The organism is Brevundimonas basaltis, from assembly GCF_014202075.1.
Taxonomy (GTDB): Bacteria; Pseudomonadota; Alphaproteobacteria; order Caulobacterales; family Caulobacteraceae; genus Brevundimonas; species Brevundimonas basaltis.
The window spans coordinates 721,906-741,076 of the sequence record NZ_JACHFZ010000001.1; the positions used below are offsets into that span (position 1 = coordinate 721,906).

Sequence of the window (19,171 nt, forward strand, 5' to 3'; positions counted from 1 at the left end):
CCACCCGACGTCTCGCTGGCCATGATGCATGCCCCAACCCTTCTTTAAGCCCGTTGGCCGACTCTGCGAGGGTGCGCGAATCCCGTCCAGACGGAGTCCTGATCGAAACCCCGCCCGCCCTGTGGGAGCGGGCGATCTGCGTCGTCATCATCGCCATGCTGACCGGCGCCCTGATCGGGCCGGTGTTCGCCCCGCTGCAGGAAGAGACGCCGGTGCTGCGGCTGGTCTGGCTGCCGGCCTATGCGGCCATCGCGGGGCTGCTGATCTATCGGATCGACCGGCTGTGGCGGGCGTGGCCGGCGATGATCGCCATCGCCCTGCTGATCGGGCTGGCCTTCGCCTCGCGCTACTGGTCGATCGATTTTCACACCACCATGCGGCGGGTCATCGCCCTGGCCATCAGTTCGGCCTTCGCCCTCTATCTGGGGGCGGTGTTCCGGGGGCCGCATCTGCCGCGGCTGCTGATGCATGCGGCCCTGATCATGGCGGTGGGCAGTCTGGTGATGGTCTTCGCCTTCCCCGCCATCGGGGTGCACCAGTACGAGAACGCCGGCCTGTGGCGCGGCCTCTGGTACGAGAAGAACCAGATGGGGGCGGTGATGGTGATCGGGGCCACGGCCTCCGCCGCCTGCCTCGCCTCGCCCGACCCGAGACGACTGCTGCCGGCCATCGCCCTGATCCTGTCGTCGATTCTGGTGCTGGCGACCCAGTCCAAGACTTCGCTGCTGTGCCTGGTGGTCGGACTGGCCTTCGTCGGCGGCTTCTGGACCCTGCGGCGCGGCGGCGCGGCCTTCAGCGTCGTGGCGATCTGGGCCGCCGTGGTGCTGGCCGGGGCCGGCGTCTGGTTGTGGGAGTCCCACTCCGTGACCGTGCTGGAGGTTCTGGGGAAGGACCCGTCGCTGACGGGCCGGACCGACATCTGGGACGCCCTGATGCGCAAGGTCGCCGACCGGCCGTGGACGGGCTACGGTTATGGCGCCTTCTGGGGCCGCGAAGGCGAGTCCGCGCCCGCTGACTGGGTGCGCAAGGAAACCCAGTGGCCGGTGCCCAATGCCCACAACGGCTGGATCGACCTGCTGGTGCAGTTGGGCTGGCCCGGGGCGATACTGGTCGGGACGCTGATGGCCGGAACCGCCGTCATCACCGTCTTCCGCTCGATGGGCCAGGGCGTGCGCGAGGGCTGGTGGGCGCTGGGCTTCCTGGCCGCCTTCTTCGTGCTGAGCCTGTCAGAGTCGATCCTGCTGGCGCACCAGGGCCTGCCCTGGGTGCTGTTCCTCGCGGCGATGACCCGGGCGATCCTGCCGGCGCCGTCCACGGTGGCGGCGCCGCTTGTGGAGAAGCGCCGCCGGGCCTACCAGACCGGTCCCCGAATCGCAGCACAGTACCGCTATGGGTCCCAACGCCGCGCCATCCCTGTTCGATGACATCCCCGAGCCGAAAGGCCCGGAGCCGACGGCTGCGCCTGAGCCGGCCCTGACGCCGCAGGCGGCCGCGCCGCGCCCCGAGCCCGCGCCGGCGCCGAAGCCCGCCGACACGCCCTCGCCTGCCCCGATGGAGGCCGCGACCGGTTACTCCGCCTCGTCGATCGAGGTGCTGGAGGGGCTGGAGCCGGTCCGCAAACGCCCCGGCATGTATATCGGCGGCACCGACGAGCGGGCCCTGCACCACCTGTTCGCCGAAGTCCTCGACAACGCCATGGACGAGGCGGTGGCCAAGCACGCCAAGCTGATCACCGTCGATCTCGACGCGGACGGCTGGCTGTCCGTGCGCGACGACGGCCGCGGCATCCCGGTCGATCCGCACCCCAAACACCCCGGCAAATCGGCCCTCGAGGTCGTGATGACGGTGCTGCACTCGGGCGGCAAATTCTCGGGCAAGGCCTATGAGACCTCGGGCGGCCTGCACGGCGTCGGCGTTTCGGTGGTCAACGCCCTGTCTGAGCACCTCGACGTCACCGTCTGGCGCGACGGCCACGAATGGCGGCAGTCGTTTGCCCGCGGCCATGTGCTGGGTCCGATCCAGCAGGTCGGACCGTCGCGCAAGAAGGGCACCCTGATCCGCTTCAAGCCGGACGAGGAAATCTTCGGCGTCGGGGCGGCGTTCAAGCCGGCGCGGCTGTTCCGCATGGCGCGGTCCAAGGCCTATCTGTTCCGCGGCGTCGAGATCCGCTGGACCTGCGCGTCCGAGCGGATCACCGACCACACCCCCGCCGAGGCGGTGTTCCACTTCCCCAACGGCCTCGCCGACGCCCTGTCGGAGCGGATCGGCGAGATCGAGACCGTCACCCCCGCCTTCGCCGGCCGGGTCGAGCGCAAGGGCGAGGCCGGGGCCGTCGAATGGGCCGTGACCTGGTCGCCGATCGGCTTCGGCGAGGCCGACGGCTTCGTCAGTTCCTACTGCAACACGGTCTCGACGCCGGACGGCGGCACCCACGAGGCCGGCTTCCGCGCTGCGCTGGTCAAGGGTCTCAAGGCCTATGGAGAACTGGTCAACGAGAAGCGGGCCGGGCTGATCACCGCCGAGGACGTCATCGCCAACGCCGGTGCGCTGATTTCGGTGTTCATCCGCAACCCGGAGTTCCAGGGGCAGACCAAGGATCGCCTGTCGTCGCCGGAGGGCGCGCGGCTGGTCGAACAGCTGATGCGCGATCCGCTGGACCACTGGCTGACCGAGAGCCCGAAACAGGCCAACACCCTGCTGGGGTTTGTCATCGAACGGGCCGAGGACCGGCTGAAGCGCCGCAAGGACAAGGAAGTCCAGCGCGCCGCCGCCACACGCAAGCTGCGCCTGCCCGGCAAGCTGTCAGACTGCACCCGTCAGTCGGCCGAGGGCACCGAACTGTTCATCGTCGAGGGCGACTCGGCCGGCGGCTCGGCCAAGCAGGCGCGTGACCGCACGACCCAGGCCATCCTGCCCCTGCGCGGCAAGATCCTGAACGTGGCCTCGGCCACGGCGGACAAGCTGCGGGCCAATATCGAGTTGTCGGATCTGGCGCTGGCCTTGGGCGTGCAGCCCGGCACGCGCTTCAACATCGACGACCTGCGTTACGAGCGCATCGTCATCATGACCGACGCCGACGTGGACGGGGCCCACATCGCGGCCCTGCTGATCACCTTCTTCTACCGCTCCATGCCCGAAACGATCCGTCAGGGGCGGCTGTTCATGGCCCTGCCCCCGCTCTACCGGATCAGCGCGGGCCCCCTGAGCGAATACGCCCGCGACGACGCCCACCGCGACGAGCTTCTGGCCACGGTGTTCAAGGGCAAGAAGGTCGAGATCGGCCGGTTCAAGGGTCTCGGCGAAATGATGGCCTCCCAGCTCAAGGAGACCACCATGGACCCGAAGAAGCGCACCCTCGCCCGCGTCACCGTGCCGGCCTCCGAGGACGACATCGAGGATCTGGTCGAGCGCCTGATGGGCAAGAAGGCCGAGGCCCGCTTCCAGTTCATCCAGGACAACGCCCAGTTCGCGGTCGCCGATCTGGACGTGTGATCAGGCGCAGGTCGACGCTTCGCCGTAGCGGCTGACCACACCATGGGCCCGGCCCTCGCCCATGAGATGCAGGGTGGTCAGCCGGTCGTATTCGCAATCCGGCATGTCGGCGGCCCCGGCGTAGCCCAGCGTGCGGGCGATTAGCGGAACCGTGTTGCTGTGGCCGACGATCAGGATGACGGCGTCCGCCGGCGCGGCTTCCACGCGGGCGGCGATGGCGGCCAGATGGGCCTGCAGGCCGTCGCTCAGCGGGATCGCTTCGGAGGTCATGCCGTGCAGGTCCGCCGTCGGGGCGGCTGTCAGGATGGTGCGCTGGAGGGGGCTGGTCAGGATCGCCGAGAGATGATCTCCCGCCAGTTGGGCGGCAAGCGCCTGCGCCCTCACCTGCCCGGCGTCGGACAACAGCGGATCGGCGCTGGAGTCGACCTTTTCGGCGTGGCGGACGATGACCACGGTCTGGGCCATGGCGGGCAGGGCGGTCGCGAGCGTCAGGACGGCGGCGAGCAGAAGGCGTTTCATGGATGATCCCCGTTTCGGCTCAGAGTGACGGGGCGCGCCGTCGCTGTCGAGATCGTCAGTGCTCGACCCGGTCACCGCGGGGTTCGACGAAGGCGCGCTTCCCGCTGACGTCGGCGTAGGTCATGCACAGATCCTCGAACACCCGGCCCCAGGAGAACCGCTCAACCGCCTTGACCCGGGCGGCGGCGCCGAGGGCCTCGATGTCCCGGGCGAACAGGGCCTCGACGGCGGCGGCGTAGTGGACGGGATTGGCGCTCCTGGCCAGTTGGCCGACGCTGTTGTCGACCGTCTCCATGACCCCGCCCGCGTTGACGCCGACCACCGGCCGGCCGCAGGCCATGGCCTCCAGCACGATCAGGCCGAACGGCTCCTTGTCGTTGGCATGCACGAAGGCGTCGCACGAGGCGATGATCTTCGACACGGCCTTGGGGTTGGCTTCGTACGGCAGGGAGATGACCCGGTCCTCGGCCGGCAGGCCGGCGCCCGCGCCGATCAGGATCAGGTGATAGGGATCGCCCAGCTTCTGGACCGCCTGGATCAGCACGTCGATATTCTTCTCCCGGGCGGGCCGACCGGCGAAAACCAGCAGCCGGGCCGAGCCGGGCAGGTTCAGCTTCTTCAACAGCCAGTCGCGGTCGCGGCGGTCCGGGCGGAAGGTGTCGACCTCAACCCCCAGCGGCTGGATGACAATATCCTCGATGCCGGCCTCCTCCAGCCGACGCGCGATATAGCGGCTCGGCGAGATGACCCGGTCGAACTGGCCGAACAGCCGGGCCCAGCGCTTCTCGACCGGCTTCTTGGCCCATTCGCCGAAATGCAGGGCGGCGAGGCCGGCCGGGTCCGAGTGGCAGAAGCCGACGACGGGGCAGCCGGCGCGCTGCCCGGCCTCGAGGGCGCCCTGCCCCGGCGTGTAGGGATCGCCCGCCTCGATGAGCGACGGGTTCAGCGATGCCGTCCAGGCCGCCCAGCGGCGCACCGAGGTCGGCCAGCGATAACCGTCGCCGAACGGCAGCTTGGTCGCATGCAGATGCACAATGCCATCGTCGCCGGCTTTATGGTGCGCGCCGGGCACGACCAGCGAATGGGCCACGCCGGGACGTTCGGTCTCCAGCCATGCCTTCTTGGACAGCAGATAGCGTTTCACCCCGCCCGAGCGGGGGGCGTAGAGCATGGTGGTGTCGACCAGCCGGGGGCGGTCGTCGTCGCCGGCGGCTTTGGTCGCCTTCAGGGTCTCCGAAACTTCCTCGTCCCACCCGGGGATCAGACGAAGCTCGCCCTCCTGGACCTCCAGTCCGGCCAGGTTCATCAGTTCCTTCTCCGCCGCGCTGATACCGAGCGGACCAACGCGCCGAACCCGCTTCTGGATGCGGCGGGCCTTGCGGACCTTGGACATATGCGACTTGACCATCCGCGCGCCGTAGCGCCCGCGACGGCGAAGCTCAAGCGTCATCCTTGGTGTCGTCCACCGGCGGAGGGTCTTCCGAAGGCACGACACCGCGCCGCGCCAACGCCTCGCGCAGCAGGGTCTCGACCTGGGCGTTGACCGAGCGCAGCTCGGCGGCGGCCAGGCGTTCGACCGCCGCCATCACCCCGGGTGAGGCCCGCATCAGGAATGGCTTCCTGGTTCGCGCCATGTCAGCCGTACAGCGTACCGGTGTTGACCACGGGCTGGGCCTCGCGGTCGGCGCACAGCACCACCAGCAGGTTCGAGACCATGGCCGCCTTGCGGTCCTCGTCGAGTTCGACCACCTCGCGCTCGTTGAGGTCGGCGAGGGCGTTCTCGACCATGGCGACCGCTCCCCGCACGATCAGGCGGCGGGCCGACAGTATGGCCTCTGCCTGCTGGCGGCGCAGCATGGCGCCGGCGATCTCCGGCGCGTACGCCAGATGGGCCAGCCGGGCCTCGTCGACGGCCACGCCGGCCACGCGGACCCGTCCGACCAGCTCGTCCCTCAGCCGGGTCGCCACATCCTCGGCGTCGGCGCGCAAGGTCATTTCAGGCGCGTCGGACTCCTCGCCATGGTCGTAGGCATAGTGCGAAGCGATGTCGCGCAGGGCGGTGTCGACCTGGATGTTCACGAAAGCCTGATAGTCATCGACGTCGAACAGAGCCTGGGCCGAATCCTCGACCCGCCACACGACATTGGCGGCGATCTCGATCGGATTGCCGCGCTTGTCGTTCACCTTAAGCTTGTCGCTGGTCAGATTGCGGACACGCAGACTGATCTTTTTGCGGCTGTACCACGGCACCACCCAGCGCAGTCCGGCCTTGCGGTCGGTGCCGCGATAATCCCCGAACAGCAGGATGGCCACGCTCTCGTTCGGCTGCAGCGAATATAGACCGCCGATCAGGAACAGGCCGGTGACGCCCGCGATGACGCCGCCGACGAGCAGCAGGGTGTTGTCCGGGTCCTGCGCGATTCCGACCGGGCCCCCAATCAGCAGCGCCAGGCCCAGAAGCAGCATGAGAATGCCGTTGGCCGTCGAGGCGGGGCGTTCTGTGGATTTCGAGTGGGTCGTGGCCATCGGTCCCTCCTGACATCGATATCGTGATGATATCATAATGATACCGTTTTTGGCAATGGCCAAGCTCAACCTGCCCATGGACGGGGCGCCTTCGGCCTTGCATTCGCCTCAAATTCGAGAAACTTGAGGCAGGCTGGCCCGGTCCCTGTTAGAGGATCGCCGGCGTCTCTGCGTGTCGTCCACAGGGGTTCTTTTCCGAATGCGTATTATGCTCGCGACCGCGGTGGCGATCGCTCCCTTGATGGCGGCCTCGGGCGCCATGGCCGAGATCGTCATCTCGACGACCCGCACCACGCCGATCACCACGGCGAATGCGACCGGCAGCGGTCCTGACAGCATTCGGCTCGGTACGGGAGGCTCGATCGTCCTGAACAGCGGCGTCGGCGTCACGGTTAACTCTAGCCACAACTTCACGATGGATGGTGGTTCGATCACCATCGCCAATGCCCCGGCCGGAGCCACGGGCGTCCTGATCGAGGGCGGGAACACCTCTGACATCAGCATCGCGGGCTCGATCAGCCTGGGCGAAGACACCCCGACCGATCGGGAGCGAGACACGGACAAGGACGGCGATATCGACGGTCCGTTCGCGAACGGCTCGGATCGCTATGGGGTTCGGCTCGCCGGCGCCGCGCCCCTGACCGGCAAAATCACCGTGGCTTCAGGCGCGCAGATCGCCGTCAAGGGCAACAACTCCTACGGCATCCTGCTCGAGGCCCCGCTGAACGGCGGTTTCGACATGTTTGGTTCGGTTCAGGTCACGGGCGCCAACAGTTTCGGGGTCAGCGTCAACGGAGACATCAGCGGTGATCTTCGGACGGGCGGCAGCATATCAGCCGTCGGCCCGGGCTCGACCGCGTTTGCCGTAGCCGGCGACGTCGGCGGTGCCCTGGTCATCCACTCCAATATCTCTTCGTCGGGCTACCGCTATACGACCCGGCCGCCCGAGCGGCCCGCCGGGTTCACCGAGACCGCACAAAACAATCAGGATCTGCTGTTCCTCGACGAACTGGACGCGGAAGACCTTCAGCAGGGCGGGCCGGCTGTCTCCATCCGGGGCAACGTGGCCCGCGGCGTCGTGTTCGATCGCGGGCCAAGCTACGGGGCGGGCGGCCTTGAAGGCGACGACGATGGCGACGGCATCAAGAACGGCGACGAGGATGACGACGGCGACGGAATCCCGAACCGGACCGACACCGATCGCGATGGAGACGGCCTTCTCGATTCCACCGAAGCAACCGCCGCTATCAATGCCTACGGTTCGGCGCCGGCCGTGGAGGTTGGCTCCGCTTCCCAATCGATCGTGCTCGGAAACGTCGGCACGGGCGATGCGGCCTTCGGCTTCATCAACCGCGGCAGCATCACGGCCCAAGGCGTGTACGGCAAGATGACCGTGGGCGGCGTGGCGTACGACGGCGTCGCCGCCAATTCCGTAGTAATCGGGGGCAATGCGGGCCAGACCGTCGACCTCTCGGGCGGCTTCCGCAATGACGGCACGATCGTGTCTCTGTCGTTCGATGCTGATTCCACCGCCATCCGTTTCGGTGAAGGCGCCATCGCCCCGGCCGTGATCAACACCAACGCCATCACCGCGGGTTCAAACAGCACGATCGCCGCTTCGACCACCGGGATCCGCATCGACGCGGGAGCGGTGGTCAACAGCCTTACAAACAGCGGCAACATTCTGGCCACCACAGGCGGCGGCACGGCGAACACCTTCGGAATCCACGATCTCAGCGGGACCCTGACGGCGATCACGAACTACCGTTCGATCCAGGCCACGATCAACGCCAACGCCGACAACGACCCGATCACCGGCTCGGCCACGGCCATCGATGTCAGCGCCAACACCACGGGCGTGACCATCATCCAGGACGGCATCACCGCTACCCCGACTGACGTCAACCCGGACACGGACGGCGACGGCGTTCCCGACAACAACGAACCGAACATGTTCGGCGCGATCAGACTGGGAAGCGGCGCCGACACGCTGGACGTTCGTAACGGCCTGATCATCGGCGACATCAGCTTCGGCGACGGCGCGGACTCCCTGCTGATCAGCGGCGGGGCGCTGGTGCGCGGCGCCCTGTCCGACACCGACGGATTGCTCGACATCGACGTATCGAAAGGCACGCTTGAGGGCCGTCATACGAATGCGCTGAACCTCACCAACCTCAACGTCGGCGCCGATGGCACCCTCGTGGTGACGCTGGACCCGACAAACAACGCCGCCGGAACCTTCAACGTCTCCGGGACCGCCACGCTCGCCAACGGCGCCGGTCTGGGCGTTCGCTTCAACTCCCTGCTGACGGCTCCCGACCGCTTCACCCTGATCGACGCGGCGACGCTGAACTACGGCGACATCGATCTGAGCTCGATCGAGCCGAACTCACCCTACCTGTATGTGGTCGACGTGGGCGCCAACCTTCCCGCTGGCCAGGTGTTCGCCGACGTGCGCCGCCGAACGGCCGATGAGGCGAACCTGATCGCGGTCGAAGCCCAGATGTTCGACGCCTTCTACGGCGCGCTGGGCGGGGCCAACGCTGGCCTGGTGCGTGACGCCTTCCTCGGCCAGACCAACCGCGACGACTTCGTAAACCTCTACGAGCAGTTGCTGCCCGACCACTCCGGCGGACCGCTGCTGTCGCTGGCTTCGGGCGTCGACGCCGTCACCCGCGCCCTGACCGGCCGCAACGCCTCGGCCGCGCCGGGTGAGACCAGCGCCTGGGTGCAGGAGATCAATTTCTACGCCGACAAGGACAAGACCGACTCTTACGGCTTCCGTTCGGAAGGCTTCGGGGTCGCGGGGGGCATCGAGCGCGGCTCCGGCCTCGGCGCCGTCGGCCTCAGCCTCGCCTTCACCTCGTCGGATCTTGAGGATCCCGAAGCCGAGGCGGAGGAAGTCCTGTCCGCCAGCCTGCTGGAGCTCGGCCTCTACTGGCGGGCACAGGGCCAGTATTGGACGACCTGGGCGCGGGCCGCGGCGGGCTATGCCTCGTTCTCGTCCGAGCGCCGCTTCGTCGGCGCCGGCCTGAACCTGTCCAACGAATCCGACTGGAACGGCTTCACCCTGGCCGCCGCCGGCGGCGTGTCCTATGAGCGCAACTACGGCCGGTTCTGGATCCGGCCCGAAGCCTACGCCGAATTCTTCTCGCTCAGCGAGGACGGCCACGTCGAGGAAGGCGGGGGCGACGGATTCGATCTCGAGATCGATGATCGCGACGGCCACATGTTCTCCGCCACGGCCGCCATCAATATCGGCATGAAGATGGGCGACAACGACTGGCTGCGTCCGGAAGTGCGGCTCGGCTGGCGACAGAACATATCGGTGGATCCGGGCGACACCATCGCCCGTTTCCGCTCCGGCGGCGGTGACTTCACCCTCGCTCCCGACACCATTGAGGGCGGCGGACCGATCGTCGGCTTCCGCCTCAATGTCGGCAATGAGCTGGGCATGCTGTCGGTCAGCGCCGATGCCGAGATGATCGAAAACTATGTGCGCTACATGCTGTTCCTGCGGGCCAGCTTCCGGTTCTAGGTCGATTTCATCAAGCAGCGAGCCGCCGGGCGGCAAGCGGTAGGGCAGGAAAAGATCGGGCGGCTAGCTCAGCTGGTCAGAGCACCTCGTTTACACCGAGGGGGTCGGGGGTTCGAACCCCTCGCCGCCCACCATCCTTCCGTGGTCAGGGGCCGTTCACCATTCCTGCCTAAGGATGCGGCAGCAGGAGATTTTCGATGCGCGCCAGGATCACACGCACCTCGGCCCTGGCCGCTGTTCTCGGCGCGGCCCTGATGCTGCAGGGATGCCTCGTCGGCGCCGTGGTCGGCACGGGGGCCGCGATCGTCGGCGGCGCGGCCAAGGTCACCGGGGCCGTTGTCGGCGCGGGCGTCGACGCCGTGACGACCTCGGACGAGGAAACGAAGGCCAAACGCGAGCGCGAGCAGCGGGCTTACGAGCGCGAGCAGCGCCGCTGCGAACAGCGTCAACGCCAGGGCCGCGACTGCTAGATCGGCTTCTCGACCGCCCAGTTATGGATCGGCACGCCGGCGACCTCGAAATCGCGGCGAGCGACGACGGAAAAGCCCAGCCGTTCGAACACCGGCCGCGCCGTCTCGCTGGCTTCGGCGTACAGCCGCGCCGCGCCTGAGACCGGCGCCAGGGCTTCGGCCGTTTCGAGCAGGGTTCGGGCGACGCCCTGACCCGTCGCCGACGGCGCCACGTAGAGCAGATCGATGTGGCCGTCGGGCTCGATGTCGATGAAGCCGGCGACGTCTGCGTTCGACTCCGCGACCAGCCGCGACCGCCCGTCCTGCATCCGCGCGGTCAGGGCTTCCGGCGAGGGAGTCAGGGACGCCCACGCCTCGATCTGGGCCGGGGTGTAATCCCGCGCGCCGAGGCGCCGCACCGAGGCTTCATACAAGGCCGACAGCGCCCCGGAGTCGGAGGGCCGCCACGGGCGGATCGACAACATCAACTTTCAGACTCCGTCAGTCGGACGGGTCGAGTTGACCGCGAATTTGTGGCTGAAAACGTCGCGAACTGGTCGGCTGTCACAGCGTCAGCACGCAGCGCTCGTGGATGGTCGGGCGCGCCACGGCGATGCGGCTGAGGCTTGGCCATTCGGGCTTCAGCCGGTTGGCGAACCACAGGCAGAGATGCTCCAGCGTCGGCAGCTCCAGCCCCGGCTTTTCATTCAGCAGGCCATGATCCAGCTCTTCGGCCGCCGCCTTCAGGGCGCGGTCCAGCGCGCCGAGATCCGCGATCCAGCCGTGACCGTCCAGCGCCTCGCCGCGCACCGTCGCCTCGACCGAAAAGGAATGGCCGTGCATGCGGCGATACGGACTTCCGTCCGGCTCGTTGGGAAAATGGTGAGCCGCGTCGAATGTGGCCGCCTTGGTGATCTCGAAAACGCTCATCTCACGCCGATGTATTTGTGGGTCTGGACGCTGAGCCGCCATTTGGGATGGCCCAGGCAATAGTCGATGGCCGCCGCTGTATTGGCCTCACGGTCCGGGCCGTCCATGGGCTGGAGCCAGAAGCGCTCGAAATCGAGGTGCTCGAAGCGGTCCGGCATGGCGGCGGCCTGCGGATAGACCAGCTTCAGCTCCTGGCCCGAGGTCTGCACCAGCGGCGCGTCGGCCTTGGGACTGACGCAGATCCAGTCGATCCCGTTGGCCGCCGCCAGCGTGCCGTTGGATTCGATGGCGACTTCGAAACCGCGCGCGTGCAGGGCGTCGATCAGGCCCCCGTCCAGCTGCAACAGCGGCTCCCCGCCGGTGCAGACGACCAGCTTTGGGTCCCCCGCCCTGCCCCGCCACATCGCCGCGACGTGATCGGCCAGGGCGTCGGCGGTCGCGAACTTGCCGCCGCCGTCACCGTCAGTCCCGACGAAATCGGTATCGCAAAAGGTGCAGACGGCCGCCGCGCGGTCCCGCTCCAGGCCGTTCCAGAGATTGCAGCCGGCGAAACGCAGGAACACCGCCGGCCGCCCGGCCTGACCGCCCTCGCCCTGCACCGTCAGGAAGACCTCTTTCGCGGAATATATCATGGCCGCCCCGCCCATTCGCCGTACCCGGCGGCCCGCAGTTCGCAGGCCGGACAGTCGCCGCAGCCGTAGCCCCAGGCGTGGCGGTGCTCGCGGTCGCCGCGGTAGCAGGTGTGCGACGCCTCGACGATCAGTCCGACCAGCGCCTCGCCGCCCAGATCGTGCGCCAGCGCCCAGGTCTCCGCCTTGGTCAGGGCCATCAGCGGCGTCTCGATGACCACCGGCTGGTCGAGCCCGAGGCCGAGCGCCCTCTCCATCGCGTCGATCGTCTCGCGGCGGCAATCGGGATAGCCGGAAGAGTCGGTCTCGCACATGCCCCCGACCAGCACGCCAAGACCCCTTCGATCCGCCAGGGCGGCGGCGCAGGTCAGAAAGACGAGATTTCGGCCCGGCACGAAGGTCGTCGGCAGGCCCCGCGCGTCCATCTCGATCGCCCTGTCGGCGGTCAGGGCGCTGTCGGCGATGCGGCCATATCCGGTCAGGTCGACGACATGATCCGGCCCCAGCCGGTCCGCCAACCCCGGCAACACCTCGGCCAGGCCGTCGCGCACGTCCAGCCTCGCCTGCATCTCGACCGCATGGCGCTGGCCGTAGTCAAAGCCAACCGTCTCGACCCGCTCGAAGCGTGCGAGCGCCCACGCCAGACATGTGGCGCTGTCCTGACCTCCGGAGAACAGGACGAGGGCGGAGTTCGCGGGCTTTTCCACTGAATCGGACATGGCGAATCTGCGGTCGGCCGATCGGCCGCGCGCATGGACAGGGAGGGATGAGCCGTTCCAGGACGGGCGCGCCTTCTACACCAGCCCGGCGAGGCGTGCAAAAGCGACCGGATTGCGGCCTTAACCCTTCCGCAAATGGTTCTCGGCAATGTCCATCGGTCGCAGTGGAGTGCCGGTGAGTAATGCCGACCATTGAAAGTCTCACCGAGCGCGCCGAGGCGGTGTCGCCTCAGACGTTGGGAAGCGAGGTCTTCGCCCGCTTCGAGAGCGAACCCGACACCCTGGTGATCGCGGTCGTCGATGGCCAATTCCCGGTCGGCCTGATCGAGCGCAATGACTTCCTGCTGAAGATCGCCTCCCCCTTTGGCCACGCCCTGTACGCCGGTCGGCCAGTCATCCACGTCATGGACTCCGAGCCCCCCATGGTCGAGGCGGGCGTCGCCATCGGCACCGTCTGCGACGCCCTGATCAAGGGCGGTCCGGGCACCTTCATGCGGGGGTTCATCGTCACCCGCGACGGGCGCTATCATGGCATCGGCACCGTCGCCTCGATGCTGCGGGCCGTCAATGAGGATCAACGGGGCCAGAACGCCGATCTGGCTGAACAGGTGCGGCAGCTAAGCGACACCCGGAACCAGGTCCTCGAGTCGGCCCGGTCCCGCAGCCAGTTCCTGACCATCATGAGCCACGAGTTGCGCACCCCGATGAACGGCGTGCTCGCCGTGGCCGAACTGCTGCGCCGGCAACCGCTGAACGCCCAGGCCCACGCTCATGTGACTACGATCGTCGAGTCCTCCGAGACCCTGCTGCGTACCCTGCAGGACGCACTTGACCTGTCGCGGGCGGAAGCCGGTGAACTGGAACTTCGCGCGGCGCCGACGCCGCTTCGGGCCATGATGGACGATGTTCAGGCCCAGTGGGCCCCACGCGCCTCGCAGGACAACGTCTCCCTGATGATCAGCTACGAGGGCGACACAGAGTTGGCCGCGGTCATCGACGGCGAGCGGCTGAAGCAGGTGTTGAACAACCTGATCGGCAACGCCCTGAAGTTCGCGCGCAACGGCGTCGTCGAAGCCAGCCTGCGAGCCAGGGCCGCCGGCGACCGGATCACGCTGGAGGCGCGCATCCGCGACGACGGGCCGGGGATCGACGCGGACCGGGTGGATAGGATCTTCGAGCCCTTCGTGCAGGGATCGGGTCACGACGGCGCGGGCCTCGGGCTGTCGATCTGCCGCCAGATCGTCGACCGCATGGGCGGACGGATCTGGGCCCGGAACAACGGCGGACAGGGCGCGACTTTCGGCTTCGACCTTGAGGTCGACCGAACGAAGGCCGAGGCCGCCCCGGCCTCGAACGTCCAGTCCCTGTCGGAACTGGAGATGACCAGCAACCCGCATATCCTGATTGTCGACGACAACGCCACCAACCGCGTCGTCGCCCAGGCCCTGTGCGAAATGTTCGGCTGCACCTCCGAAACCGCCGAGGACGGGGTCGAGGCGCTGGAAGCGGTTCAGGAGCGCCAGTTCGATCTGGTGCTGATGGATATCAAGATGCCGCGCATGGACGGGGTGCAGGCGACCCGCGCGATTCGCGCTCTCGACGGGCCCGCGGGCGCCGTGCCGATCGTGGCCCTGACCGCCAACGCCGATCCCGACGACGCCAGGAAATACCTCGCCTGCGGCATGGCCGCCGTGGTCGAAAAGCCGATCAAGCCGGAACGCCTGCGCATGGCCATGAACGCGGCGCTTGAACAGGGCGCGACGACGGCGGCGGTTGAGGAAGCGCCTGCCAAACGTCGTCGCTCACGCTCGGCCGCCTAGCTGGCGTCGGCGAGACCCGCCTCCTCGTCCTCCTCGTCATAGCCGACCAGCCGCAGGGCCCGGGCCTTCTGCCCCTCCAGTTCGCACCAGCGCAGCAGGCCCTCCTCCCGCCCATGGGTGATCCAGACCTCCTCAGGCCGCAGTTCGGCGAAGGTGGCGGTCAGTTCGGGCCAATCGGCATGGTCGGAGAGCACCAGCGGCAGTTCCACGCCGCGCTGCCGGGCGCGGGCGCGGACGCCCATCCAGCCCGAGGCGAAGGCCAGCACCGGATCGGCGAAGCGGCGGGCCCAGCGGTCCTGGGTCGCTGACGGTGGCGCGATCACCACCTCGCCGCCGAGCGCGTTCGGCTTCAGCCCGGTGGCTGGCTCAAGCGGGCCGAGATCGACGCCTTCGCGCTCATAGAGGCGGTTCAGCCGCTCCAGCGCGCCGTGGACGTAGATGGGCCGATCCCAGCCCGCCTCGCGCAACAGGCGGATGACCCGTTGCGCCTTGCCAAGGGCATAGGCGCCGACCAGATGGGCCCGCTCCGGAAACTGCTGCAGCGACTGGACCAGGCGGCCGATCTCCTCGGCGTCCCGCGGATGGGTGAAGACCGGCAGGCCGAAGGTCGCCTCGGAAATGAACACATCGCACGGCACGGGCTCGAACGGGGCGCAGGTGGGGTCCCGGCGGCGCTTGTAGTCGCCCGAGACCACCATGGTGACGCCCTTCCAGCGGATCACCGCCTGGGCGGACCCCAGCACGTGCCCGGCGGGGACCAGGGCGATCTCCACGCCGTTGTGGGCGGCGGTGTCTCCGTGGCCCACAGGCTGTTCGCGTGCGGCGAAATCCGCGCCATAGCGTTCGGCCATGATGGCGAGGGTCTGCGGTGTGGCCAGCACCGCGCCGTGGCCGGCCCGGGCGTGGTCGGAATGGCCATGGGTGATCACCGCCCGGTCGACCGGCCGCACCGGGTCGACGTAGAAGTCGCCCGGCGGGCAGTAAAGGCCGGCCGGGGTCGGCCTGAGCAGGTCCTCGAAACGGATCATGGGTCGGATATGGGCCCTCGCAGCCGACAGGGAACGCGCGAGCGGCGCTTGCGTCCCCGCCCTTGCCGGGGTGATAGCAGGGCATGTCGACCTCCCCCCTCGTTTCCCTGCTGCCCCAACTGGCCTCCGGCGCGGCCCATACCCACGCCCTGGGCTTCGAATTCGACCGGCTGGAGGGCGACCGGGTGCGCATCCGCGTACCCTGGCGCGAGGATCTGGTCGGCGATCCGAACACCGGCGTGCTGGCGGGGGGTCTGGTCACCGCCCTGCTGGATCACGTCGGCGGGCTGGCGGTGTGGATCGCGCTAGACCGGTTCGAGCCGATCGCCACCCTCGACCTGCGGGTCGACTACATGCGGGCGGCCGAGCCGCGGCGCGACCTGATCGCCGAGGCGCGCTGCTATCGTCTGACGAGGTCCATCGCCTTCGTCCGGGCCTGGGCCTTCGAGAACGAGCCGGACGACCCCGTGGCGGCGGCGCAGGCCACCTATGTGCTCAGCGCCCGCGGCGCGCGCGAGGCGGACAAGGCCCGGGCGGCGGAGACGGCCCGGTGAGCGCCCTGCTGGATCGCGCGCCCTACGCCCGCTTCCTCGGGCTGGAATCCCGGCAGGACGGGGACATCCTGACCGTAACCATGCCGTTCGCGGACCGTCTGATCGGCAATCCGATGCTGCCCGCCCTGCATGGGGGCGCCACGGCCGCCCTGCTGGAACTGACCGCGGGAGCCCAGGTGGCCCTGACGTGGCCGCGCCTGCGCCTGCCGCGACCGATCAATGTGACGGTGGCCTATCTGCGCTCGGGGCGCCCCGTCGATGTCCACGCCCGGGCCCGGATCAGCAAGGCCGGCCGGCGCGTGGCCCATGTGCTGGCCGAGGCGTGGCAGGAGGACGAGGCGCAGCCCATCGCCTCCCTGACCGCCCACTTCCTCGTGGCTGAACACGATCTCTAGTTGTAACACGTTGTAACGTCCGATTGCTTGCTTTACGCGATGGTTAATCGCGGGAGGAAGACATGACGAGACAGAATATCGGCGAGGCCCTGGCGGCCCGTCTCTACACCGCCGAAGCGGCCATAGACCGGGCGATGGCGGAAGCCGCCGCCCTCGCCGCCGCGCTTCCGACCGCGCGCACCGAGGCTTGGCTGTCGGCGGTCACGGGCCAGCGCGCCTTCACCGGCGCGGCGGCCGCGATCAGCGCCCTGGCCGAGGCGCGCGGCCATCTGGTCCAGACCCACAACACCCTCGCGGCGCTGGCGCGGAAGCTGGGGCTTGAGGCTCTGGCGGTCGGTCCGGTCGACAAACCGGGCGACACGCCGCCGGTCGGTGGCGGGGGCGTATGTCCGGAAGGCGACACCGGTCGTCGCGTGGTAAACAAATCCCTACCGGATACTGCCGAGCTATGTTAAGACCTCGTTTACTGTTTCAGTTTGGAGGCTTCCATGGATAAGGCTCAAGTTATCGCCAGCGTCGCCGGCGATCTGAATGCGACGGAGCAATCCGTTGACGAGGCCATCACCCGCGCCACGACCCTTGTTCAGTCGATGATCGGGGGCCGTGCGGCCATGAACGTGTCGCCCGTCGTCGGCGCCGAGGCTCAGGCCAAGGCGATGGAAGCGATCGCCGCCCTCGCCGCCGCGCGCCAAGCCATGGTCGCTTGCCACGAGGAACTGGCAAAGGATCATCGGCGCATGGGCTACGGTGTGTATGCCCAGGGTCTGGACAAGCTGCCCGAGGGTGAGAAGCCCAAGACCATCGGCGAACACCGACTGCGCGCAGTTTAATTCTAGGTAATGTCAGCGAGCGGTCATTCCCGCCCGCGCTGACTTCAGGCAGTATCGCCCTCATGCCTATGGCGTGGGGGCGATTCCGTGTTTGAGACCATCTACTCCCAACTAGTCCTTGCAGCCGCGATTATCGTCGTCGCATTTGTGTTCTGGAAGGGCGACGAGCCGGAGCGAATGGGCGGCGCGGCGTACGCGATGGTCTTCCTGGCCACAACCATGATCACCGACAGCGGCAGCCATAGCGTTCCTCGATGGGGCGTGATGGGTATCGAGATCATACTCTTGATCGTCTTCATCGGTATCGCTTGGAATAGTCGGCGTGCCTGGCCCGTTTGGGCCGCCAGTTTCCAAGCATTGGTTGTCACCTCCCACGCTTTGATCGCGGCCAACCTCCGCCCTCCTCACAACGCAGTGGCCGCGGTTATAAACATGTCCAATTACGGCTTGCTGATCGCGCTCGCCGTCGGAACTTTCTGGGCTTGGCAGGAGCGGCGGGCTGCCTCAATGGGATTCGACAACGCCCGGCCGCCACGCCTGTAGAGGCGCGGCCCCTGCGGAGGTTCCACGTGTTCGACACCCTCTACTCCCAGATCGGCGCGGCGGTCGGCGTGGTCGTGGTGACCTTCGCCTTCCTCAAGGGCGATGAGCCGGAGCGGGTCGGAGCGGGAATCTACGCCCTCGGTTCGCTCGCGGCCCTGCTGGTTCAGAACGACATCCAGTTGTACGGCCCGCAATGGGGGCTTCTGATCGTTGAGCTGGTGGTGCTGGCGGCCTACGCCGGCGTGGCGTGGAAAAGCCGCCGGTCGTGGCCGATCTGGGCCGGCGCGCTGCAATCGGTGATCGTCGTGAGCCTTGTCCTGCCCGCCATCGATGTCCGCCCCCCGATCGCGGCCTTCTACGCCGTCGGCAATGCGGCCAGCTACGGCATTCTGCTCGTCCTCGCCCTCGGCGTTCTCCAGGCCTGGCGGGACCGCCGGGCGCTGGGGTTTGAGTAGTCCGGCAGGGTCCTAGGTGGATATTCCTATCCTGACGCGGTAGTCTTGGACGAGTCGGCCGCCCTGTGCCGGCGCGGACCCCTGCCCTCATGCCCCTGTCCCATGCCCAGTTGTGGAAGGCGATCGACGGACTGGCGCGGCGCGAGGGGATCAGCGTCTCGGCGCTGGCGCGGCGCGCGGGGCTGGACGCAACCAGCTTCAATCCGTCGAAACGGTTCGGGCCGGGGGATCCGCCTCGCCCGCGCTGGCCGTCGACCGAAAGCCTGACGCAGGTGCTTCGCGCCACCGGCCTGTCGCTGGGCGAGTTCGCGGATCTGGCCCGGGATGCACCCGAGCGGCCGTCGACTGTTCCGATGCTGGGCATGGCCCAGGCGGGTCAGGACGGGTTCTTCGACGACGCCGGCCTGCCCGTCGGCGACGGCTGGGACCAGACGGAGCTGCCGCGCCCGACCGAGACGCTGCTCAGCCTGCGCGTCACCGGCGATTCCATGGCCCCGGTTTATCGCGAGGGGGACCGGATCATCGTCGACCGCGAGGCTTCGGACGTGCGCAAGGGCGACCGGGTGGTGGTGCGCACAACGGGCGGAGAGACGCTCGCCAAGGAGGTCGCGGCGCTGACCGTCCAAACGGTAACCCTGGCCTCCATCAATCCGGCCTTTGAGCCGCGCCTCGTGCCGCGCAAGGACATCGTCTGGATGGGCCGCATCCTCTGGGTCAGTCAGTAGCGCCCCGTGCGGTATCGCC

General features: G+C 68.1%; 21 protein-coding genes and 1 tRNA gene. 13 read left to right on the forward strand and 9 right to left on the reverse strand.

Features of this window, described 5'->3' with window-relative positions; all coding sequences use genetic code 11:
- Positions 1 to 71 precede the first annotated feature (71 nt).
- On the forward strand, positions 72 to 1,424 hold the full coding sequence (locus HNQ67_RS03850; RefSeq protein WP_343054804.1) for an O-antigen ligase family protein: 1,353 nt from the start codon (positions 72 to 74) through the stop codon (positions 1,422 to 1,424).
- A 127-nt stretch (positions 1,425 to 1,551) separates the two neighbouring features.
- Positions 1,552 to 3,492 (forward strand): DNA topoisomerase IV subunit B, encoded by a 1,941-nt coding sequence (gene parE / locus HNQ67_RS03855; RefSeq protein WP_183252797.1) that lies wholly within the window; start codon positions 1,552 to 1,554, stop codon positions 3,490 to 3,492.
- Here parE and HNQ67_RS03860 read toward each other — a convergent pair whose 3' ends face one another.
- The 4 genes from HNQ67_RS03860 to HNQ67_RS03875 form a co-directional block, all read right to left on the reverse strand.
- Positions 3,493 to 4,011 carry a phosphoglycerate mutase family protein gene (locus HNQ67_RS03860; RefSeq protein ID WP_183252458.1) on the reverse strand — a complete coding sequence of 173 codons (519 nt, stop codon included), beginning with the start codon at positions 4,009 to 4,011 and terminating at the stop codon, positions 3,493 to 3,495.
- A 55-nt stretch (positions 4,012 to 4,066) separates the two neighbouring features.
- Positions 4,067 to 5,317, reverse strand: coding sequence for a glycosyltransferase (locus tag HNQ67_RS03865; RefSeq protein WP_183252799.1), 1,251 nt, complete (start codon positions 5,315 to 5,317; stop codon positions 4,067 to 4,069).
- Positions 5,318 to 5,450: 133 nt separating this feature from the next.
- Positions 5,451 to 5,618 carry a type II toxin-antitoxin system antitoxin gene (locus HNQ67_RS03870; RefSeq protein WP_246347421.1) on the reverse strand — a complete coding sequence of 56 codons (168 nt, stop codon included), beginning with the start codon at positions 5,616 to 5,618 and terminating at the stop codon, positions 5,451 to 5,453.
- Positions 5,619 to 5,646: 28 nt separating this feature from the next.
- Entirely contained in the window at positions 5,647 to 6,537 is an 891-nt protein-coding gene (locus tag HNQ67_RS03875) for an SPFH domain-containing protein (RefSeq protein WP_183252462.1), read from the reverse strand.
- A 199-nt stretch (positions 6,538 to 6,736) separates the two neighbouring features.
- On the opposite strand from HNQ67_RS03875, the gene HNQ67_RS03880 reads away from it, so the two are divergent.
- From HNQ67_RS03880 to HNQ67_RS03890, 3 genes are all read left to right on the forward strand, one after another.
- On the forward strand, positions 6,737 to 10,075 hold the full coding sequence (locus HNQ67_RS03880; protein ID WP_183252464.1) for an autotransporter outer membrane beta-barrel domain-containing protein: 3,339 nt from the start codon (positions 6,737 to 6,739) through the stop codon (positions 10,073 to 10,075).
- A 57-nt stretch (positions 10,076 to 10,132) separates the two neighbouring features.
- A tRNA-Val gene (locus HNQ67_RS03885) sits at positions 10,133 to 10,209 on the forward strand.
- A gap of 63 nt (positions 10,210 to 10,272) precedes the next feature.
- The gene (locus tag HNQ67_RS03890) at positions 10,273 to 10,545 is read left to right on the forward strand and encodes a hypothetical protein (protein WP_183252465.1); all 273 of its coding nucleotides are present in this window, start codon (positions 10,273 to 10,275) and stop codon (positions 10,543 to 10,545) included.
- On the opposite strand, the gene HNQ67_RS03895 is transcribed toward HNQ67_RS03890, so the two are convergent.
- The 4 genes from HNQ67_RS03895 to queC form a co-directional block, all read right to left on the reverse strand.
- Complete coding sequence (locus HNQ67_RS03895; protein ID WP_183252467.1) at positions 10,542 to 11,009, reverse strand: GNAT family N-acetyltransferase; 468 nt, start codon at positions 11,007 to 11,009, stop codon at positions 10,542 to 10,544. The two genes, HNQ67_RS03890 and HNQ67_RS03895, sit on opposite strands and share 4 nt — an antisense overlap.
- Before the next feature lie 79 nt (positions 11,010 to 11,088).
- On the reverse strand, positions 11,089 to 11,454 hold the full coding sequence (locus HNQ67_RS03900; RefSeq protein WP_183252469.1) for a 6-pyruvoyl trahydropterin synthase family protein: 366 nt from the start codon (positions 11,452 to 11,454) through the stop codon (positions 11,089 to 11,091).
- Complete coding sequence (queE, locus tag HNQ67_RS03905; protein ID WP_183252471.1) at positions 11,451 to 12,086, reverse strand: 7-carboxy-7-deazaguanine synthase; 636 nt, start codon at positions 12,084 to 12,086, stop codon at positions 11,451 to 11,453. The genes HNQ67_RS03900 and queE overlap by 4 nt, the downstream gene beginning before the upstream one ends.
- A complete protein-coding gene (gene queC, locus HNQ67_RS03910) occupies positions 12,083 to 12,802 on the reverse strand; it encodes a 7-cyano-7-deazaguanine synthase QueC (protein ID WP_183252473.1) in 720 nt (239 codons plus the stop codon). Before queC ends, queE begins: the two co-directional genes overlap by 4 nt.
- 182 nt (positions 12,803 to 12,984) lie before the next feature.
- Here queC and HNQ67_RS03915 point away from each other — a divergent pair, with 182 nt between their 5' ends.
- Positions 12,985 to 14,622 (forward strand): response regulator, encoded by a 1,638-nt coding sequence (locus HNQ67_RS03915; RefSeq protein WP_183252475.1) that lies wholly within the window; start codon positions 12,985 to 12,987, stop codon positions 14,620 to 14,622.
- Here HNQ67_RS03915 and HNQ67_RS03920 read toward each other — a convergent pair.
- The gene (locus HNQ67_RS03920; RefSeq protein WP_183252477.1) at positions 14,619 to 15,650 is read right to left on the reverse strand and encodes a ligase-associated DNA damage response exonuclease; all 1,032 of its coding nucleotides are present in this window, start codon (positions 15,648 to 15,650) and stop codon (positions 14,619 to 14,621) included. The two genes, HNQ67_RS03915 and HNQ67_RS03920, sit on opposite strands and share 4 nt — an antisense overlap.
- 83 nt (positions 15,651 to 15,733) lie before the next feature.
- On the opposite strand from HNQ67_RS03920, the gene HNQ67_RS03925 reads away from it, so the two are divergent.
- The 7 genes from HNQ67_RS03925 to HNQ67_RS03955 all read left to right on the forward strand — a co-directional run bounded on the left by HNQ67_RS03925 (position 15,734) and on the right by HNQ67_RS03955 (position 19,152).
- Positions 15,734 to 16,204, forward strand: a complete 471-nt coding sequence (locus HNQ67_RS03925; RefSeq protein ID WP_183252479.1) for a PaaI family thioesterase — start codon at positions 15,734 to 15,736, stop codon at positions 16,202 to 16,204.
- Entirely contained in the window at positions 16,201 to 16,599 is a 399-nt protein-coding gene (locus HNQ67_RS03930; protein WP_183252481.1) for an acyl-CoA thioesterase domain-containing protein, read from the forward strand. Before HNQ67_RS03925 ends, HNQ67_RS03930 begins: the two co-directional genes overlap by 4 nt.
- Positions 16,600 to 16,661: 62 nt before the next feature.
- The gene (locus tag HNQ67_RS03935) at positions 16,662 to 17,054 is read left to right on the forward strand and encodes a hypothetical protein (RefSeq protein ID WP_183252483.1); all 393 of its coding nucleotides are present in this window, start codon (positions 16,662 to 16,664) and stop codon (positions 17,052 to 17,054) included.
- Between the two features lie 33 nt (positions 17,055 to 17,087).
- The gene (locus HNQ67_RS03940) at positions 17,088 to 17,429 is read left to right on the forward strand and encodes a hypothetical protein (RefSeq protein WP_183252485.1); all 342 of its coding nucleotides are present in this window, start codon (positions 17,088 to 17,090) and stop codon (positions 17,427 to 17,429) included.
- Between the two features lie 87 nt (positions 17,430 to 17,516).
- Positions 17,517 to 17,972 (forward strand): hypothetical protein, encoded by a 456-nt coding sequence (locus HNQ67_RS03945; RefSeq protein ID WP_183252488.1) that lies wholly within the window; start codon positions 17,517 to 17,519, stop codon positions 17,970 to 17,972.
- A 26-nt stretch (positions 17,973 to 17,998) separates the two neighbouring features.
- On the forward strand, positions 17,999 to 18,427 hold the full coding sequence (locus HNQ67_RS03950; protein ID WP_183252490.1) for a hypothetical protein: 429 nt from the start codon (positions 17,999 to 18,001) through the stop codon (positions 18,425 to 18,427).
- Positions 18,428 to 18,516: 89 nt separating this feature from the next.
- A complete protein-coding gene (locus HNQ67_RS03955) occupies positions 18,517 to 19,152 on the forward strand; it encodes a S24 family peptidase (RefSeq protein WP_183252492.1) in 636 nt (211 codons plus the stop codon).
- Positions 19,153 to 19,171 lie beyond the last annotated feature (19 nt).

What these genes read in the sequence shown, in the direction of transcription:
- parE (WP_183252797.1), top strand. Translation starts at nt 1,552, where the DNA reads ATGGAGGCCGCGACCGGTTACTCCGCCTCGTCGATCGAGGTGCTGGAG.
- HNQ67_RS03860 (WP_183252458.1), bottom strand. Translation starts at nt 4,011, where the DNA reads ATGAAACGCCTTCTGCTCGCCGCCGTCCTGACGCTCGCGACCGCCCTG.
- HNQ67_RS03865 (WP_183252799.1), bottom strand. Translation starts at nt 5,317, where the DNA reads ATGAACCTGGCCGGACTGGAGGTCCAGGAGGGCGAGCTTCGTCTGATC.
- HNQ67_RS03870 (WP_246347421.1), bottom strand. Translation starts at nt 5,618, where the DNA reads ATGCGGGCCTCACCCGGGGTGATGGCGGCGGTCGAACGCCTGGCCGCC.
- HNQ67_RS03875 (WP_183252462.1), bottom strand. Translation starts at nt 6,537, where the DNA reads ATGGCCACGACCCACTCGAAATCCACAGAACGCCCCGCCTCGACGGCC.
- HNQ67_RS03880 (WP_183252464.1), top strand. Translation starts at nt 6,737, where the DNA reads ATGCGTATTATGCTCGCGACCGCGGTGGCGATCGCTCCCTTGATGGCG.
- HNQ67_RS03890 (WP_183252465.1), top strand. Translation starts at nt 10,273, where the DNA reads ATGCGCGCCAGGATCACACGCACCTCGGCCCTGGCCGCTGTTCTCGGC.
- HNQ67_RS03895 (WP_183252467.1), bottom strand. Translation starts at nt 11,009, where the DNA reads ATGTTGTCGATCCGCCCGTGGCGGCCCTCCGACTCCGGGGCGCTGTCG.
- HNQ67_RS03900 (WP_183252469.1), bottom strand. Translation starts at nt 11,454, where the DNA reads ATGAGCGTTTTCGAGATCACCAAGGCGGCCACATTCGACGCGGCTCAC.
- queE (WP_183252471.1), bottom strand. Translation starts at nt 12,086, where the DNA reads ATGATATATTCCGCGAAAGAGGTCTTCCTGACGGTGCAGGGCGAGGGC.
- queC (WP_183252473.1), bottom strand. Translation starts at nt 12,802, where the DNA reads ATGTCCGATTCAGTGGAAAAGCCCGCGAACTCCGCCCTCGTCCTGTTC.
- HNQ67_RS03915 (WP_183252475.1), top strand. Translation starts at nt 12,985, where the DNA reads ATGCCGACCATTGAAAGTCTCACCGAGCGCGCCGAGGCGGTGTCGCCT.
- HNQ67_RS03920 (WP_183252477.1), bottom strand. Translation starts at nt 15,650, where the DNA reads ATGATCCGTTTCGAGGACCTGCTCAGGCCGACCCCGGCCGGCCTTTAC.
- HNQ67_RS03925 (WP_183252479.1), top strand. Translation starts at nt 15,734, where the DNA reads ATGTCGACCTCCCCCCTCGTTTCCCTGCTGCCCCAACTGGCCTCCGGC.
- HNQ67_RS03935 (WP_183252483.1), top strand. Translation starts at nt 16,662, where the DNA reads ATGACGAGACAGAATATCGGCGAGGCCCTGGCGGCCCGTCTCTACACC.
- HNQ67_RS03940 (WP_183252485.1), top strand. Translation starts at nt 17,088, where the DNA reads ATGGATAAGGCTCAAGTTATCGCCAGCGTCGCCGGCGATCTGAATGCG.
- HNQ67_RS03955 (WP_183252492.1), top strand. Translation starts at nt 18,517, where the DNA reads ATGCCCCTGTCCCATGCCCAGTTGTGGAAGGCGATCGACGGACTGGCG.